Origin of the sequence: Streptomyces phaeochromogenes, assembly GCF_001418655.1 — a bacterium.
GTDB classification, from domain to species: domain Bacteria; phylum Actinomycetota; class Actinomycetes; order Streptomycetales; family Streptomycetaceae; genus Streptomyces; species Streptomyces phaeochromogenes.
The window spans coordinates 1-16,312 of record NZ_LIQZ01000167.1; the positions used below are offsets into that span (position 1 = coordinate 1).

The 16,312-nt window shown below is 69.4% G+C and carries 12 protein-coding genes; 3 read left to right on the forward strand and 9 right to left on the reverse strand.

The features are described 5' to 3' along the window. The 3 genes from alaS to AOK17_RS22980 all read right to left on the reverse strand — a co-directional run. Window positions 1-2,582: alanine--tRNA ligase (gene alaS, locus AOK17_RS22970; RefSeq protein ID WP_055614425.1), on the reverse strand; the 2,582-nt coding region annotated here is incomplete at its 3' end. Next, window positions 2,582-2,932 carry a DUF6167 family protein gene (locus AOK17_RS22975; RefSeq protein WP_055614426.1) on the reverse strand — a complete coding sequence of 117 codons (351 nt, stop codon included), beginning with the start codon at window positions 2,930-2,932 and terminating at the stop codon, window positions 2,582-2,584. The genes AOK17_RS22975 and alaS, both read right to left, overlap by 1 nt. Window positions 2,933-2,939: 7 nt before the next feature. Beyond that, window positions 2,940-3,407 carry a DUF948 domain-containing protein gene (locus AOK17_RS22980; RefSeq protein WP_079053224.1) on the reverse strand — a complete coding sequence of 156 codons (468 nt, stop codon included), beginning with the start codon at window positions 3,405-3,407 and terminating at the stop codon, window positions 2,940-2,942. Window positions 3,408-3,542: 135 nt separating this feature from the next. On the opposite strand from AOK17_RS22980, the gene AOK17_RS22985 reads away from it, so the two are divergent. Then, window positions 3,543-5,720 (forward strand): ATP-binding protein, encoded by a 2,178-nt coding sequence (locus tag AOK17_RS22985; protein ID WP_055614428.1) that lies wholly within the window; start codon window positions 3,543-3,545, stop codon window positions 5,718-5,720. 33 nt (window positions 5,721-5,753) lie between these two features. Here AOK17_RS22985 and rpsD read toward each other — a convergent pair whose 3' ends face one another. The 5 genes from rpsD to AOK17_RS23010 all read right to left on the reverse strand — a co-directional run bounded on the left by rpsD (window position 5,754) and on the right by AOK17_RS23010 (window position 11,217). Further along, complete coding sequence (gene rpsD / locus AOK17_RS22990) at window positions 5,754-6,368, reverse strand: 30S ribosomal protein S4 (protein ID WP_055614429.1); 615 nt, start codon at window positions 6,366-6,368, stop codon at window positions 5,754-5,756. Between the two features lie 355 nt (window positions 6,369-6,723). Continuing rightward, the gene (locus AOK17_RS22995; RefSeq protein WP_055614455.1) at window positions 6,724-8,076 is read right to left on the reverse strand and encodes a replication-associated recombination protein A; all 1,353 of its coding nucleotides are present in this window, start codon (window positions 8,074-8,076) and stop codon (window positions 6,724-6,726) included. Window positions 8,077-8,168: 92 nt separating this feature from the next. After that, window positions 8,169-8,816, reverse strand: coding sequence for a vitamin K epoxide reductase family protein (locus AOK17_RS23000; RefSeq protein ID WP_206190809.1), 648 nt, complete (start codon window positions 8,814-8,816; stop codon window positions 8,169-8,171). Between the two features lie 408 nt (window positions 8,817-9,224). Then, complete coding sequence (gene hisS, locus AOK17_RS23005) at window positions 9,225-10,487, reverse strand: histidine--tRNA ligase (protein WP_055614431.1); 1,263 nt, start codon at window positions 10,485-10,487, stop codon at window positions 9,225-9,227. 13 nt (window positions 10,488-10,500) lie between these two features. Beyond that, window positions 10,501-11,217, reverse strand: coding sequence for an MBL fold metallo-hydrolase (locus AOK17_RS23010; protein ID WP_055614432.1), 717 nt, complete (start codon window positions 11,215-11,217; stop codon window positions 10,501-10,503). Between the two features lie 170 nt (window positions 11,218-11,387). Between AOK17_RS23010 and AOK17_RS23015 the strand changes: the two genes are divergently transcribed. Both AOK17_RS23015 and AOK17_RS23020 read left to right on the forward strand, forming a co-directional pair. Then, window positions 11,388-12,227 (forward strand): peptidylprolyl isomerase, encoded by an 840-nt coding sequence (locus AOK17_RS23015; protein ID WP_055614433.1) that lies wholly within the window; start codon window positions 11,388-11,390, stop codon window positions 12,225-12,227. 135 nt (window positions 12,228-12,362) lie between these two features. Beyond that, entirely contained in the window at window positions 12,363-13,592 is a 1,230-nt protein-coding gene (locus tag AOK17_RS23020) for a DUF349 domain-containing protein (RefSeq protein WP_055614434.1), read from the forward strand. A gap of 102 nt (window positions 13,593-13,694) precedes the next feature. Here AOK17_RS23020 and AOK17_RS23025 read toward each other — a convergent pair whose 3' ends face one another. Next, the gene (locus AOK17_RS23025) at window positions 13,695-16,220 is read right to left on the reverse strand and encodes a RelA/SpoT family protein (protein ID WP_055614435.1); all 2,526 of its coding nucleotides are present in this window, start codon (window positions 16,218-16,220) and stop codon (window positions 13,695-13,697) included. Between the last annotated feature and the right edge of the window lie 92 nt (window positions 16,221-16,312).

A 16,312-nucleotide genomic window follows, 5' to 3' on the forward strand; every position in this document is an offset into this window, starting at 1 on the left:
ACCTGGTGCGTACGGCCGCCACCGAGGGTCTTGGCGGCCGTACGCACCAGGTCACCGGCCTTGAGGCCGCGCTCGCGGGCGGCTTCGTTGGTGGCGATGACCGTCAGCGGCTTGCCGTTGACCGTCGTGAACAGGGCCACCACGGCGGCCCGTCCGCCCTGGATACGGCCACGGACGTCGAGGACCAGCTTGCGCAGGTCGTCGGCGGTCGTGCCGTCCGGCACCTGACCGGTGACCAGGGCGATACCGCGTACGTCCTTGGCGGAGCCGGCGAGACCGGCGGCGGCCTGCAGCACCTTCTCGGCGCGGAACTTCTCGATCTCCTTCTCGGCGTCCTTCAGCTTGCCGAGCATGGCGGAGACCTTCTCCGGGAGCTCCTCCGGACGTCCCTTGATCAGCTCCTGGAGCTGGGCGACGACCGTGTGCTCACGGGCGAGGAAGTTGTAGGCGTCGACGCCCACCAGGGCCTCGATACGGCGCACGCCGGAACCGATCGACGACTCGCCGAGCAGCTTCACCAGGCCCAGCTGGGCGGTGTTGTGCACGTGCGTGCCGCCGCACAGCTCCTTGGAGAAGTCGCCGATGGTGACGACCCGGACGCGCTCGCCGTACTTCTCGCCGAACTCGGCGATGGCGCCCTGCTTCTTGGCCTCGTCGATGCTCAGGATCTCGGCGTGCACGTCCAGGTCGCGGGCGAGCACCTCGTTGATCTTCTGCTCGACGTCCGTCATCACAGCCGTGGGTACGGCGGCCGGGGAGCCGAAGTCGAAGCGGAAACGGCCGGGCTGGTTCTCGGAACCGGCCTGGGCGGCCGTCGGGCCGAGGGCGTCGCGCAGGGCCTGGTGCGTGAGGTGGGTGGCCGAGTGGGCGCGGGCGATGGCCGTGCGGCGGCGTACGTCGATGACGGCCTGGGCCTTGGCTCCGACGGTCACCTCACCGACCTGGACGACGCCCTTGTGGACGTACACCCCCGGGACCGGCTTCTGGCAGTCACGGATCTCGACGACGGCACCGGTGTCGACCTTGATGCGGCCGGTGTCGCCGATCTGGCCGCCGCCCTCGGCGTAGAAGGGGGTGCGGTCGAGGACGATCTCGACCTCGTCGCCCTCGGTGGCGGCCGGCGAGGAGACGCCGTCGACGAGGATGCCGACGACCGTGGACTCGCCCTCGGTGTCCGAGTAGCCGATGAAGTCGGTCTCGCCGGCGGCGTCCGCGATCTCGCGGTAGGCGCCCATGTCGGCGTGGCCGGTCTTCTTGGACTTGGCGTCGGCCTTGGCGCGCTCCCGCTGCTCCTTCATCAGGCGCCGGAAGCCGTCCTCGTCCACGGAGAGGCCCTGTTCGGCGGCCATCTCCAGGGTGAGGTCGATCGGGAAGCCCCAGGTGTCGTGGAGCAGGAAGGCCTTGTCGCCGGCGAGGACCTGGCCGCCGGCGGCCTTGGTCTCCGTGACGGCGGTGTCGAGGATGTTCGTGCCGGCCTTCAGCGTCTTGACGAAGGCGTTCTCCTCGGCGACGGCGACCTTCTCGATGCGCTCGCGGTCGGAGACGAGCTCCGGGTACTGCTGGCCCATCATCTCGATGACGGTGTCGACGAGGTCCTTTACCACCGGGCCCGTGGCGCCCAGCAGACGCATGTTGCGGATGGCGCGGCGCATGATGCGGCGCAGCACATAGCCGCGGCCTTCGTTGCCCGGGGTGACACCGTCGCCGATGAGCATCACGGACGTGCGCATGTGGTCGGTGACCACGCGCAGGGAGACGTCGGAGTCCTTGCCGCTGCCGTACTCGACGCCGGTCAGCTCGGTGGCCTTCTTGATGACGGCCATGGAGGTGTCGATCTCGTACAGGTTCTGCACGTCCTGCAGAATCATGGCGAGGCGTTCGAGGCCGAGGCCCGTGTCGATGTTCTGGCTCGGCAGGTCGCCGAGGATCTCGAAGTCCTCCTTCGAGGTGCCCTCGCCGCGCTCGTACTGCATGAAGACGAGGTTCCAGATCTCCACGTACCGCTCGTCGTTGACGGCGGGGCCGCCCTCGACGCCGAACTCGGGGCCGCGGTCGTAGTTGATCTCGGAACACGGGCCGCAGGGGCCCGGGACGCCCATGGACCAGTAGTTGTCCTTCTTGCCGAGGCGCTGGATGCGCTCCTTGGGCACGCCGACGACGTCGTGCCAGATGCGCTCGGCCTCGTCGTCCTCCAGGTACACGGTGATCCAGAGCTTCTCCGGCTCCAGGCCGTAACCGCCCTTGTCCTGGGGGCTGGTGAGCAGCTCCCAGGCGTACTTGATGGCGCCTTCCTTGAAGTAGTCGCCGAAGGAGAAGTTGCCGCACATCTGGAAGAACGTGCCGTGCCGGGTGGTCTTGCCGACCTCTTCGATGTCCGGCGTACGGACGCACTTCTGGACGCTGGTGGCGCGGTCGTACGGCGGCTTGACCTCACCCAGGAAGTAGGGCTTGAAGGGCACCATGCCGGCCGGGACCAGGAGCAGAGTCGGGTCGTCCGCGATGAGCGACGCCGAAGGGACGACGGTGTGACCGCGCTCCTCGAAGAAGCTCAACCAGCGGCGACGAATCTCGGCCGACTCCATCAGTGGTCCTCATTCCGGTTGTACGAGTACGTCGACCTCTCGACATACGTCGGGTTCTTGCTGTACTTCGGGTCGTTGCTGTTCTCGATGGCGGCCACGCGCCGCGGGGAGGGCAGTTCGGGATCGGCGTTCAGCCCGAGCACCTCGCCGAGTTCGGCCTCGCGCTGGACCATTCCGTCGCGGACGTCGAGTGCGAAGTCCTTGATGCGGTGGCCCGCTTCGAGTGCCTTGTTGGCTGCCTGGGCCGCGAGGCTCTCGGGCGTCAGCTGCCGGAGCTTGCGGTTGACCTTGGTGGTGGCCCACACGCCGGCTGCTGCGCCCGCGGTGAACCAGAACGTACGGCGGAACATCGCTGCGTCAGTCCTTCTTCCGCTTTCCCCGTCGCGCCGACGGGACGGTGCGGCCCACGATCACGGTACGTCGCGCGGGCTTGGCGGGCGCGTCCTCGCGACGGCCGCCCATGGCCCGGCGTACGCCGTAGCCGAACGCCGCGACCTTCACGAGGGGGCCGCCGAAGGTGGAGGCGACGGTCGTGGAGAGCGCCGAGGCATTCGACGTGACCTCCTGGACGTCCGACGCGATGGCGTCCACCCGGTCGATCTGGGTCTGTGCGGAGCGCACGGCCGAGGAGGCGTCTGCCAGGAGCGGGACGGCCTGGTCGGTCACGTCCGCGACGAGCTTGGTGGTCGCCCTGAGCGTCTGGGCCAGCCTCGCGAGTGCCACCGCGAGGAAGGAGACCAGGATCGCCCAGAAGACGGCCACCAGGATCCCGGCCACCTCTCCACCGGACACTGCGCACCCGCTCCCTGGATCGTTCCTCAACATCGAAAACATCGAAAAGTCGTCCCCCGAGCCTATCGCGCCGGGGCTGGCGCTCCGTACCGGATTACCGCCCGCCGGACCCGGAGTTGCACGAAGCGATTGTACGGAGTGCTTACGGATGAGTACGCTCCGTTCCCCATGCGACGTTCTCAGCGTTCCGGTGCGGGGGCCGGCGGTCACCGGGCCGGGAATCTGCCCCTGGAGCTCAACGCTTTCGTGGGCCGCGCGGCCGAACTCACGCAGCTGGGTGCGGCTCTCGGTGCGGCACGCCTGGTCACCGTGACGGGGCTCGGCGGGGTCGGCAAGTCACGGATCGCGGCGCGCGCGGCGGCCAGAACCCGGCCGCGCGACGGGGTGTGGCGCGTGGAGCTGGCCGCGGTGCGGGAGGCGGAGCTCGTCGAGTACGCGGTCGTCGAGGCCCTCGGTCTGACCGATCACACGTCCCGGCCGCCGCGTCAGGTGCTGCTCGACCATCTGTCGAAGCGTCAACTCCTGCTCGTACTGGACGGGTTCGAGCATCTGGTGGACGCGTGTGCCTCGCTGGTCGGCGAGTTGCTGCGGCGGGCGCCGGGGCTGCGGGTGCTCGCCGTGGGGCGCAGGCCGCTGGCGGTGGAGGGCGAGCGGCTGTTCCCGCTGGCGCCGCTGACCGAGCGGGAGGCCGCCGAGCTGTTCGCGGACCGTGCGGCGGCGAGCACTCCGGGGTTCACTCTCCATGACGGCAACCGTGCGGACGTACGCGAACTGTGCCGGCGGCTGGACGGCCTCCCGCTCGCGGTCGAGCTGGCGGCGGGACGGCTGCGGACCCTCTCCCCCGCGCAGCTGCTCATGCGGCTCGACGACCGTTTCCGGCTGCTGACGGGCGGCGGGCGCGACGCGCTCCCCCGCCATCAGACACTGCGGACGGCGATCGGCTGGAGCCATGAGCTGTGCACGCCGGAGGAGCGGCTGCTGTGGTCGAGGCTCTCGGTGTTCGCCGGGCAGTTCGACCTGGAGGCCGTGGAGTACGTGTGCGGGGGCGACGGCCTGCACCCCGACAACATCCTCGACGTGCTGGGCGAGTTGCTCGCGCAGTCGGTGGTGACCCGCGAGGAGGGCCCGGCGGGTGTGCGCTACCGCATGCTGGACACGGTCCGGGCGTACGGCGCCGACTGGCTGGCGGCGACGGACGACACGGCCCGGCTGCGGCGGCGCCACCGCGACTGGTACATGGGGCTCGCCACCTGGTGCGAGCTGGACTGGTTCTCGCCCCGGCAGCGCGAGGTGGCCGCGCGCGTGGAGACGGAGCTGCCGAATCTGCGCTGTGCCATGGAGCAGTGCCTGGCCGAGCCGGGCGGCGGCCATCTCGGCCAGTACCTCGCTGGCACGCTCTGGTTCTACTGGGTCGGCTGCGGCCGGCTCTCGGAAGGGCGGCACTGGCTGGAGCGGACCGTTCTCCTCGACACCGAGCACGAGCGGTCGCGGCTGAAGGCGCTGTGGGTGCTCGGCTATGTGGCGATCCTCCAGGGCGACACGGTGTCGGCGCTCGCCGCGCTCGCCGAATGCCGGGAGAAGGCGGAGGACAGCGGCAACCCCCTCGCGCTGGCCTACGCCGAGCACCGCACCGGCTGTCTGGCCCTGGTCACCGACGACATGGCCCGCGCGGAGACGCTGCTGCGTTCGGCACTCGACCGCTATCAGGAGATCGGCGAGCTCAACAGCAACGTCCTGATGGGCCAGGTCGAGCTGGCGATGACGCTGGCCTTCCAGGGCGATCTGCCGGGCGCGGTCCGGCTGTGCGAGGACGTGCGCCGGGTCTGTGTGGACCACGGCGAGCGCTGGACCCTCGCGTACGCGCTGTACGTCCTCGCGTACGCGGCCTGGACCGAGGGCGATCTGCCGGGGGCCCGGCGGCTGCTGGTCGAGTGCCTGGACATCAACCACGTCTTCAACGACCTGCTCGGCACGGTCCTGGCGATGGAACTGCTCGCGCTGATCACGGCGGCGGAGGGCGACGCCTCCGAGGCCGCGGTGCTCCAGGGCTCCGCGTCCCGGATGTGGCCGTCGGTGGGCCTGCCGCTGTTCGGCTCCGCCTACTACAACGCCCCGCACGAGCAGTGCGAGACGACGGCCCGGGAGCGGCTGGGTGACGAGCGGTACGAGGAGTGTGTACGGGCGGGTGCGCGGCTCGGCCGGCAGGCGGCGGTCGGGCGGGCGCTCGGGCACACCCGGCCGCGGCTGCTCGGTGCGCTGCCGCCGCCGCGCGGGCTGCCGGAGCCCCCGGACATGCGAAAACCCGCCGCCTCGCCCACCCGGAAGGGCGGAGAGACGACGGGCTGACGCACAGGTGGTGCTACATCCGGCTGAGGGTGATCAGCGGGCGTAGTACTCGACGACGAGCTGCTCGTCGCAGATCACCGGGATCTCCTTGCGGTTCGGCTCGCGGTCCAGGCGGAACGCCAGGGCGCCGAGGTTCACCTGGAGGTAGCGCGGGGTCTCACCGTCGGGGGCGAAGCCACCGGCACGGGCGACCTCGAACAGCGTCTTGCTGCGGCTGCGCTCGCGGACCATCACGACGTCGTCGGGCTTGACGCGGAACGACGGCTTGTCGACCTTGCCACCGTTGACCTCGATGTGGCCGTGAACGACCATCTGGCGGGCCTGGTAGATCGTGCGGGCGATGCCCGAACGCAGAACCAGGGCGTCGAGACGACGCTCCAGCTCGATGACCAGGGCCTCACCGGTCTTGCCCTGCGTCTTGGCGGCACGCTCGTAGGCGCGGACGAGCTGACGCTCGGACACGTCGTACTGCGCACGCAGACGCTGCTTCTCGAGCAGACGGACCTTGTAGTCCGAGTTCTGCTTACGGCCACGGCCGTGCTCGCCCGGCGGGTAGGGGCGGGCCTCGAAGTACTTGACAGCCTTCGGGGTCAGCGCGATGCCGAGGGCACGCGACTTCTTGACCTTGGGGCGGGACTGGTTCGGCATGAACCAAACACCTCATATTTCTGATGCGAATACGGCTTCACCAGGGTTAGGGGAGGTCGCAATCCGCAGCCAGGGAAACCCTGCGGGTCCGGTCGGTCGGACCTGCGGGGCAGCCGCTCCCTGTGCTGGGCACATACGTGCAGCACGCGAGTGGCCCACCGACCGGTACCCGGAAATCCGGGAGGGTGGTGGGCTGCCCGCGACACCTTCGACGGTGCGCGACGCTCCTGGAATCCCCGCCTTGCGGTGAGGGCTCCGGCTGGATGTCCCGTTCTGGTGATGCCGACTTCCTCGTTAAAGGAGGCCGGACACAGGACGCAGCGCTTCGAGGAGTCTACAGGGTGGTCAGGGCCGGTCAGGACCGCCCCCGACCGAGGTGCTTCCTGGTCCACTCCACCGCGTCCGCGTAGCGCGCCTCGGCTCCGTGGCGGGTGGGGGTGTAGTACTCGCGGTCCTTGAGCTCCTCCGGCGCGTACTGCTGGGCGGCGATTCCCTCGGGCAGGTCGTGCGGGTACACGTACCCCTGCGCGTGACCGAGCTTGGCCGCGCCCTTGTAGTGCCCGTCGCGCAGGTGCATCGGTACGGGGCCCGCGTGGCCCTTGCGTACGTCTTCCATGGCAGCGCCGATCGCCGTCGTCGCCGCGTTCGACTTGGGCGCGAGAGCGAGGGCGATGGTGGCGTGGCTGAGGGTGAGCGCGGCCTCGGGGAAGCCGATCATGGCGACGGCCTGGGCGGCGGCGACCGCTGTCGGCAGCGCGGTCGGATCGGCCAGGCCGATGTCCTCGCTGGCGGAGATCATCAGGCGGCGGGCGATGAACCGGGGGTCCTCACCGGCCTCGATCATCCGGGCGAGGTAGTGCAGCGCGGCGTCCACGTCCGAGCCGCGGATGGACTTGATCAGGGCGCTCGCCACGTCGTAGTGCTGGTCGCCGTCGCGGTCGTACTTCACGGCGGCCCGGTCGACCGTCTCCTCCAGGGTCTGGAGGGTGATCTCCGGCTCGCCCTTGTCGAGCGCGGACCCGGCCGCGGCCTCCAGCGCGGTCAGCGCGCGGCGGGCGTCACCGCCGGCGATCCGCAGCAGGTGTTCCTCGGTGTCCTCGGGGAGGGTGACGGCGTCCTTGAGGCCGCGCTCGGCGGTGAGGGCCCGGCGGAGCAGTCCGCGCAGGTCGTCGTCCGTGAGCGGTTCGAGGGTCAGCAGCAGCGAGCGGGACAGCAGCGGGGAGATCACCGAGAAGTACGGGTTCTCGGTGGTCGCGGCGATCAGCGTCACCCAGCGGTTCTCGACGGCCGGGAGCAGGGAGTCCTGCTGGGCCTTGCTGAAGCGGTGGATCTCGTCCAGGAAGAGGAGGGTCTCCTTGCCGAAGCCTCCGGTGGCCCGGCGGGCGCCCTCGATGACCGCGCGGACCTCCTTGACGCCGGCGGTGATCGCGGAGAGCTCCACGAAGCGCTTGTCGGTGGCCTTGGAGACCACGTACGCCAGGGTCGTCTTGCCGGTGCCGGGCGGCCCCCAGAGGATGACCGAGGACTGACCCGCCGGACCGCCTCCGTCGCCGACCAGTCTGCGCAGGGGTGAGCCCGGCTTCAGCAGATGCTGCTGGCCCACCACCTCGTCGAGGGTGCGCGGGCGCATCCGTACGGCCAGGGGACTGCTGGACGGGTCCTTCTCCTGGCGTTCTTCGGCTGCGGCGGTGAACAGGTCGGGCTCCACGTCCAAAACCCTATGTCACGCCACTGACAACGCCGTCGGCCCGGTGGAACCCAGCGGTTCCGCCGGTCCGCTTCGAGGCGTGGGCCGGTCCGTCAGCTGGTCCAGAAGTCCCACCAGCGCGTCAGGACCAGCATGCCGATGATCCCGATGTGCATGACCGGCAGCACCCATGCGAACTCGCCGAGGAAGCCCTTGACCCAGCCCGGCGCGGGCAGGAAGCCGTTGCGGACGTTGTGGGAGGTCACGGACCAGAACATGATGATCGTCGCGGCCCAGGCGAGGGAGCACCACAGGCACAGCGAGTTGATGTTGTACAGCGACTGGTACTGCAGCCACGTGCAGAAGCCGACGCCGAACAGCGTGCCCGCGTTGAAGGTCAGCCAGTACCAGCGCGGGAAGGTGGCGCGGCCGAGCAGGCTCATGCCGACGCAGATCACGATGCCGTAGGCGACGAGGCCCATCATCGGGTTGGGGAACCCGAAGGCGGAGGCCTGGTCGCTCTTCATGATGTTGCCGCAGGAGACGACCGGGTTCAGGCTGCAGCCCGGGGTGAAGTTCGGGTCCTCCAGCAGCTTGAACTTGTCGATGGTGATGACCCAGGAGGCCAGCAGTCCGGCCGCGCCCGTGATCACCAGCAGAACGGCGAGGAAACGACCGCCGCCCACGGACCGTGGGGCCTCGGCACCTTCCTGGTCGTGGGAGTCGGTGCTGATGCCTTCCCTGACTGTCGTCTTGCTCATCACGCCGTTTCCGTAGCTTGAGGGGGCCTTCCGGGCACGGTCATTGTGCCGCACACGCGCGCGTGTCCACCGTTCGATGGACATAAGGAAGTACGCGCGACGGTCCCGGAACGTTCGCTTCGGCGGGACGCTCGACGGCATGCCAGCACAGGCGTAGCCGCTCCAAGGACGCGCACCCGTGACCCTCGCGCGTCGACATCATCTGCGAGGACGAATCGACACTCGCCGGGTTGACGGTGTCCCGAGGGCTCCGCCCCCGAACCCCCGCTCCTCCAGGCACATCTCATCCCGTCCGGCGTTTGAGGACGAGGCCGTTCAGGCCGAAGCGGGGGTCTGGGGGCGGCAGCCCCCAGGGGACGGGCCGGGTAGGGGCGGCGGGGGCGAGGAAAACCAGCCCAGCCCACCCGCTCAGCTAAGCCGCGACTCCAGTTCCGCCACGATCTCGTTCACGCCGACAGGCACCTGCTCCCCGGACTCCATGTCCTTGAGCTGGACGACGCCTTCGGCGAGGTCGCGCTCGCCGGCGACGACGGTGTAGCGGGCGCCACTGCGGTTGGCGTTCTTCATGGCGCCCTTGAGCCCCTTGCCCCCGTAGGAGAAGTCGGCCGCGACCCCGTTCCGCCGCAACTCGGTGACCACCCGGAAGAGCACCCGCCGGGCCTCGTCCCCGAGCGGCACCGCGAACACACTGGTGGACGCGGGGAGTTCGAGGGACACGCCCTCGGCCTCCAGCGCGAGGACCGTACGGTCGACGCCGAGCGCCCAGCCGACGGACGGCAGCGCGGGACCACCGATCATCTCCGACAGGCCGTCATAGCGACCGCCGCCACCGACCGCGGACTGCGAACCCAGACCGTCGTGCACGAACTCGAACGTGGTGCGGGTGTAGTAGTCCAGCCCACGGACCAGCTTCGCGTCGTCCTCGAAGGAGACGCCGGCGGCCGTGATCAGCTCGCGCACCTCCTCGTGGTACGCCTTGCACGCGTCGCAGAGATAGTCCCGCAGCAAGGGAGCCCCGACCAGCTGCTTCTGGACGTCGTCACGCTTGTCGTCCAGGACCCGCAACGGGTTGATCTCAGCGCGGCGGAGCGTCTCCTCGTCCAGGTTCAGCCCCCGCAGGAAGTCCTGGAGCGCGGCCCGGTAGACGGGACGGCACTCCTGGTCGCCGAGGGAGTTGAGGAGGATCCGGAAGTTCCGCAGCCCGAGCGAGCGGTACGCCTGGTCGGCCAGGATGATCAACTCGGCGTCCAGCGCCGGGTCCTCGGCCCCGATCGCCTCGGCGCCGACCTGCGAGAAGTGGCGGTAACGGCCCTTCTGGGGGCGCTCGTAGCGGTAGTACGAGCCCGAGTACCAGAGCTTGACGGGGAGGTTGCCCACCTTGTGCAGGTTGGCTTCGAGGGCGGCGCGCAGCACGGAGGCGGTGCCCTCGGGGCGCAGCGCCAGCTGGTCGCCGCCCTTGGTCTCGAAGGCGTACATCTCCTTGGTCACGATGTCGGTGGACTCACCGACCCCGCGCGCGAACAGTTCGACGTTCTCGAATCCGGGCGTCTCGATGTAGCCGTAACCGGAGTTCCGCAGCGGCGAGGCGATCGCCTCGCGCACCGCGAGGAACGTCGCGCTGTCCGGCGGAATCAGGTCGTACGTGCCCTTGGGGGCCTTGAAGGTGCTCACGGGAAGTCTCTCGTCACATTCCTCGTCGAGGAGCGGAGGTCGGGTCCGCTCCCGGGCCGGGCGCCGCCACCTGCCGCAAGTACGGGTTGGTGGCGCGCTCCTGGCCGATGGTCGTCTGGGGGCCGTGGCCGGACAGCACCACGGTCGAGTCGTCGAGCGGCAGGCACACACGGGCCAGCGAGTCGAGGATCTCGGTGTGGGAGCCACCGGGCAGGTCGGTGCGTCCGATGGAGCCGGCGAAGAGCAGATCCCCGGAGAAGAACACGGAAGGGATCTCCGTGTTCTCGGGCATCCGGAACGTCACCGACCCCTTCGTATGGCCGGGCGCGTGCGCGACGGAGAAGTCGAGTCCGGCCAGCTTCAGCGCGGCGCCGTCCGTCAACTCCTTCACGTCGTCCGGCTCCCCGATGGTCAGCTCGCCCATCAGCGGCATCCCGATGGAGCGGCCGAGCGCCCGCTCCGGGTCGCTCATCATGTACCGGTCCTCGGGGTGGATCCACGCCGGTACGTCGTGCGCGCCGCACACCGGGACGACCGAGGCGACGTGGTCGATGTGGCCGTGCGTGAGGACGACCGCGACGGGCTTGAGCCGATGCTTGGCGAGCGCTTCCTCGACTCCCTGGGCGGCCTGGTGGCCCGGGTCGATGATCACGCACTCCTCGCCTGCGGCGGGGGCGACCAGATAACAGTTGGTGCCCCAGGCCCCGGCGGGGAACCCGGCAATGAGCACGTTCGTCCTTCGGTATGTCGTACGGGGAATGGCCTGTGGTGTGGATCAGAGCCTACCGGCGCTGCCGGAACCACAGCGAACCCATATACGGTACGGGTCACACGCAGGCGGTCGGCTCAACAGACGCACGCGTCCCACCTGACGTACGAGACGCATGAGGAGATAACCCGGTGGTCACCCAGGAACAGCGGCGGCGTCAGCTCGCCCGGGAGAAGTTCTTGCGGCAACAGCAGCGGCGCACGTCCGCTCGGCGCAAGGCCCACGCTCGCAACGCGGTGATCGCGTCGGTCCTCGGCGTTGTCGTCGTGGGCAGCGTGGTGTCGTACGCGACCGGGGTCTTCAAGAGCGACGACAACAAGTCGGACGCGGCGGCCGAGGCCAGCCCGAGCCCCTCCGCGCCCAGCAAGGCACCGGACCCCTGCGAGAAGGCCGCCGCGGGCAAGGTGAAGTCGCTGAGCTACAAGAAGGAGCCGGCGATCACCATCGACAAGTCGGCGGACTACGCGATGAAGCTGCAGACGACCTGCGGCACGATAGACATCGACATGCCGGCCTCGAAGGCCCCCCGCACCGTGAACTCGTTCAACTTCCTGGTGGGCAAGGGTTATCTGGACCACACCAAGTGCCACCGCCTGACCACGAACGGCATCTTCGTGCTGCAGTGCGGCGACCCGCAGGGCACCGGTATGGGCGGCCCCGGCTACACGATTCCGGACGAGAACCTCAAGGACAAGCGCCTCAAGGGCGACACGTACCCGGCGGGCACGGTGGCGATGGCCAACCAGTACAACGCCCAGACGAAGGAAGGCCGCAACTCCGGCGGCAGCCAGTTCTTCCTCGTGTACCAGGACAGTCCGTTGCCGGCCAACTACACACCGTTCGGGACTATTTCCGAATCGGGCATGAAGGTCATGGAGAAAATCGCCAAGGCCGGCGAGAGCACTGGCCAGGGCGACGGCGCACCCAATGCGACCGTCGTGATCGACAAGGCGACCGTGACGAAATCCTGACCTCCAGCAGCGAAATTTCGGTCGCGCGGGATGCGGACAGCCGCCCCGCCGGTCGCCTATGTTGGCCGTGACGAAACTGTGGACGATGCCCGGGGGTAATGCAGCCCCACGCAGGCATCATGTGGAGGAGGCGCTGTGAGCAGCGACCCGTGGGGCCGCGTCGACGAGACGGGGACCGTGTACGTGCGTACGGCCGACGGCGAGCAGGTCGTCGGTTCCTGGCAGGCCGGTTCTCCCGACGAGGCACTGGCCTACTTCGAGCGCAAGTACGAGGGCCTGGTCGTGGAGATCGGCCTCCTCGAACGACGAGTGAAGACCACCGACCTGTCCGCGAAGGACGCCCAGATCGCCATCGACCACATTCGCGAGCAGGTGGACGCCCACCACGCGGTCGGAGATCTGGACGCGCTGAAGGTGCGGCTGGACAAACTCGTCGAGACGGTCGAGGCACGCCGCGAGGAGCGCAAGGCGCAGCGGGCGAAGCAGTCCGACGAGGCCCGGCACTCCAAGGAGGCGCTGGTCACCGAGGCGGAGGAGCTGGCCCAGTCCGACCAGTGGCGGGCCGCCGGTGAGCGGCTGCGGGCGCTCGTGGACACCTGGAAGGGTCTGCCGCGGCTCGACCGGAAGTCCGACGACGAGCTGTGGCACCGCTTCTCGCACGCGCGCTCGGCGTTCTCCAAGCGCCGCAAGGCGCACTTCGCGTCGCTGGACGCGCAGCGCGAGGAGGCCCGCAAGACCAAGGAGAAGCTGGTCGCGGAGGCCGAGTCGCTGTCGGCCTCGACGGACTGGGGTCCCACGGCCGCCCGCTACCGCGAGCTGATGGCGGACTGGAAGGCCGCGGGCCGTGCCCAGCGCGAGCACGAGGACGATCTGTGGAACCGCTTCCGCGGTGCCCAGGACGTGTTCTTCGCGGCGCGCAGCTCGGTCTTCGCCGAGCGGGACGCGGAGCAGACGGAGAACCTGAAGCTCAAGGAGGAGCTGGCCGAGGAGGCCGAGAAGCTCCTCCCGGTGCAGGACCTGAAGGCGGCGCGGGCCGCCTTCCGCTCGATCAACGAGCGGTGGGAGGCCATCGGCCATGTGCCGCGTGACGCCCGCCCGAAGGTCGAGGGCCGGATGCACACGGTGGAGCGGGCCCTCCAGGAGTCCGAGGAGACCGAGTGGCGCCGGACGAACCCGGAGGCACGCGCGCGTGCCGAGGGTCTGACCGGTCAGCTCCAGGCGGCCGTGGACAAGCTGCAGGGCCAGATCGAGACGGCGCGGTCCTCTGGCAACAACGCCCGGGCCGACAAGCTCCAGAAGGAGCTCGACGGCCGCCAGGCCCTCCTTGAGCAGGCACTGAAGGGTCTGCAGGAGTTCGGCGGCTGAGGCCACCGGATCCGCGGAGTTTTTCCGCTTCTACGTAGAGGGGCTTCCGTACGACATGTACGGAAGCCCCTCTACGTAGTGGCCGATTTACGGACGGACCGGCTACGGCCTGCGCGCCGACGTCACCCGGTACACGTCGTACACGCCCTCGACTCCCCTGACCGCCTTCAGGACGTGACCCAGGTGCTTCGGGTCGCCCATCTCGAAGGTGAAGCGGGAGGTGGCCACCCGGTCGCGGGACGTCTGGACGGCCGCCGACAGGATGTTGACGTGCTGGTCGGACAGAACCCTGGTGACGTCCGACAGGAGCCGTGAGCGGTCCAGTGCCTCCACCTGGATGGCGACCAGGAAGACCGAGGACTGGGTGGGCGCCCACTCGACCTCGAGGATGCGCTCGGGCTCGCGGGACAGCGAGTCCACGTTGACGCAGTCGGTGCGGTGGACCGATACGCCACTGCCACGCGTGACGAAGCCCATGATCGGGTCGCCGGGAACGGGCGTACAACAGCGGGCGAGCTTGACCCACACGTCGTCGACGCCCTTGACGACCACGCCCGGGTCGGCGTTCGACCGGCGCTTGCGGCCGCGGCCACGCGCGGGCGGGACGCTCTCGTCGATCTCCTCGGTGGCCGCTTCCTCGCCGCCGAGCGCCTGGACCAGCTTCTGCACGACGTTCTGCGCGGCCACGTGGCCCTCGCCGATCGCCGCGTACAGGGACGAGATGTCGGGGTAGCGCATCTCGTGCGCGAGCGTGACCAGCGAGTCGCCGGTGAGGATGCGCTGGATCGGCAGGTTCTGCTTGCGCATGGCGCGCGCGATGGCGTCCTTGCCCTGCTCGATCGCCTCGTCGCGGCGCTCCTTGGAGAACCAGGCCCGGATCTTGTTGCGGGCGCGCGGGGACTTCACGAAGCCCAGCCAGTCGCGGGAAGGGCCCGCGCCGGCCGCCTTCGAGGTGAAGACCTCGACCAGGTCGCCGTTGTCCAGGGTGGATTCGAGCGGTACGAGGCGTCCGTTGACCCTCGCTCCTATGGTCCGGTGGCCGACCTCCGTGTGGACCGCGTACGCGAAGTCCACCGGCGTCGCCCCGGCCGGGAGCGCTATGACGTCGCCCTTCGGCGTGAAGACGAAGACCTCGTTGCGGGACAGGTCGAAGCGCAGGGACTCCAGGAACTCGCTGGGGTCCTCGGTCTCCTTCTGCCAGTCGAGCAACTGGCGCAGCCACGCCATGTCGTTGACGGCGTCCTTGTCCTTGCCGAGTCCCCTGGGCGCGTCCGTGCGCACCTTGGAGGCTCCGGCGGAGGGCTCCTGCTTGTACTTCCAGTGCGCGGCGATGCCGTACTCGGCGCGGCGGTGCATGTCGAACGTACGGATCTGGAGTTCGACCGGCTTGCCGTTCGGACCGATCACCGTCGTGTGCAGCGACTGGTACATGTTGAACTTGGGCATCGCGATGTAGTCCTTGAACCGCCCCGGAACCGGGTTCCAGCGGGCGTGGACGGTGCCCAGTGCCGCATAGCAGTCGCGGACCGTGTCGACGAGGACGCGGATGCCCACCAGGTCGTAGATCTCCGCGAAGTCACGGCCGCGGACGATCATCTTCTGGTAGACGCTGTAGTAGTGCTTCGGGCGGCCGGTGACGGTCGCCTTGATGCGGGCCGCGCGCAGGTCGGACTGGACCTCGTCGGTCACTATGGCGAGGTACTCGTCGCGCTTGGGGGCGCGCTCGGCGACCAGGCGCACGATCTCGTCGTACATCTTGGGGTAGAGGATCGCGAAGGCGAGGTCCTCCAGCTCCCACTTGATGGTGTTCATGCCCAGGCGGTGCGCCAGCGGAGCGTAGATCTCCAGCGTCTCGCGGGCCTTCTTCTCCTGCTTCTCGCGCTTGAGGTAGCGCATGGTGCGCATGTTGTGCAGGCGGTCGGCGAGCTTGATGACCAGGACGCGCGGGTCCTTGGCCATGGCGACGACCATCTTGCGGACGGTCTCGGCCTGGGCGGCCTCGCCGAACTTGACCTTGTCGAGCTTGGTGACGCCGTCGACGAGCAGCGCGACCTGGTCGCCGAAGTCCCGCTTGAGGGTGTCCAGGCCGTACTCGGTGTCCTCGACGGTGTCGTGCAGCAGGCCCGCCATCAGCGTGGCCGGGTCCATGCCCAGTTCGGCGAGGATCGTCGTCACGGCGAGCGGGTGCGTGATGTACGGGTCGCCGCTCTTGCGCTTCTGGCCGCGGTGCCAGCGCTCGGCGACCTGATAGGCCTTCTCGACCTGCCGCAGGGTGGCGGTCTCGATCTTCGGGTCGTTGCTGCGCACTATCCGCAGCAGGGGCTCCAGGACCGGGTTGTACGGGTTGGACCGCTGGACGCCGAGACGGGCCAGGCGGGCGCGTACGCGGTTGGAGGAGCCGCCGCCGGAGCGTGCGGGCTGGCCGGCCGTGGGGCGGGCCGCGGACGCGGGTGCCTGGCGCTCGGGGGCGGCCGACTCGGGGCGTGGCTGCTCAGCCGCCTTGGCTCCGGCCGCGGGCTCGGCGGAGCCGTTCTTCGCGGGCGCGCTCGCGGGTGGTGCGGGCGTGCCTGCGGGCGCCGCGGACTTCTCGGGCTTGGCGGCGGTGAGTGGCTGGGCCTCGTCTGGCAAGAGGACTCCTCGTGCGCGATCCGGGTCCCCGGTCAGGTTCCGGAGACCCCATGGTAGCGATCCTGGGCTCCGGACTCGCCTTCGGCCGGTGA

Coding starts and splice junctions, on each gene's coding strand:
- rpsD (WP_055614429.1), bottom strand. CDS start 6,368: ATGCCGAACCAGTCCCGCCCCAAGGTCAAGAAGTCGCGTGCCCTCGGC.
- AOK17_RS22985 (WP_055614428.1), top strand. CDS start 3,543: ATGCGACGTTCTCAGCGTTCCGGTGCGGGGGCCGGCGGTCACCGGGCC.
- AOK17_RS22980 (WP_079053224.1), bottom strand. CDS start 3,407: ATGTTGAGGAACGATCCAGGGAGCGGGTGCGCAGTGTCCGGTGGAGAG.
- AOK17_RS22975 (WP_055614426.1), bottom strand. CDS start 2,932: ATGTTCCGCCGTACGTTCTGGTTCACCGCGGGCGCAGCAGCCGGCGTG.
- AOK17_RS23000 (WP_206190809.1), bottom strand. CDS start 8,816: ATGAGCAAGACGACAGTCAGGGAAGGCATCAGCACCGACTCCCACGAC.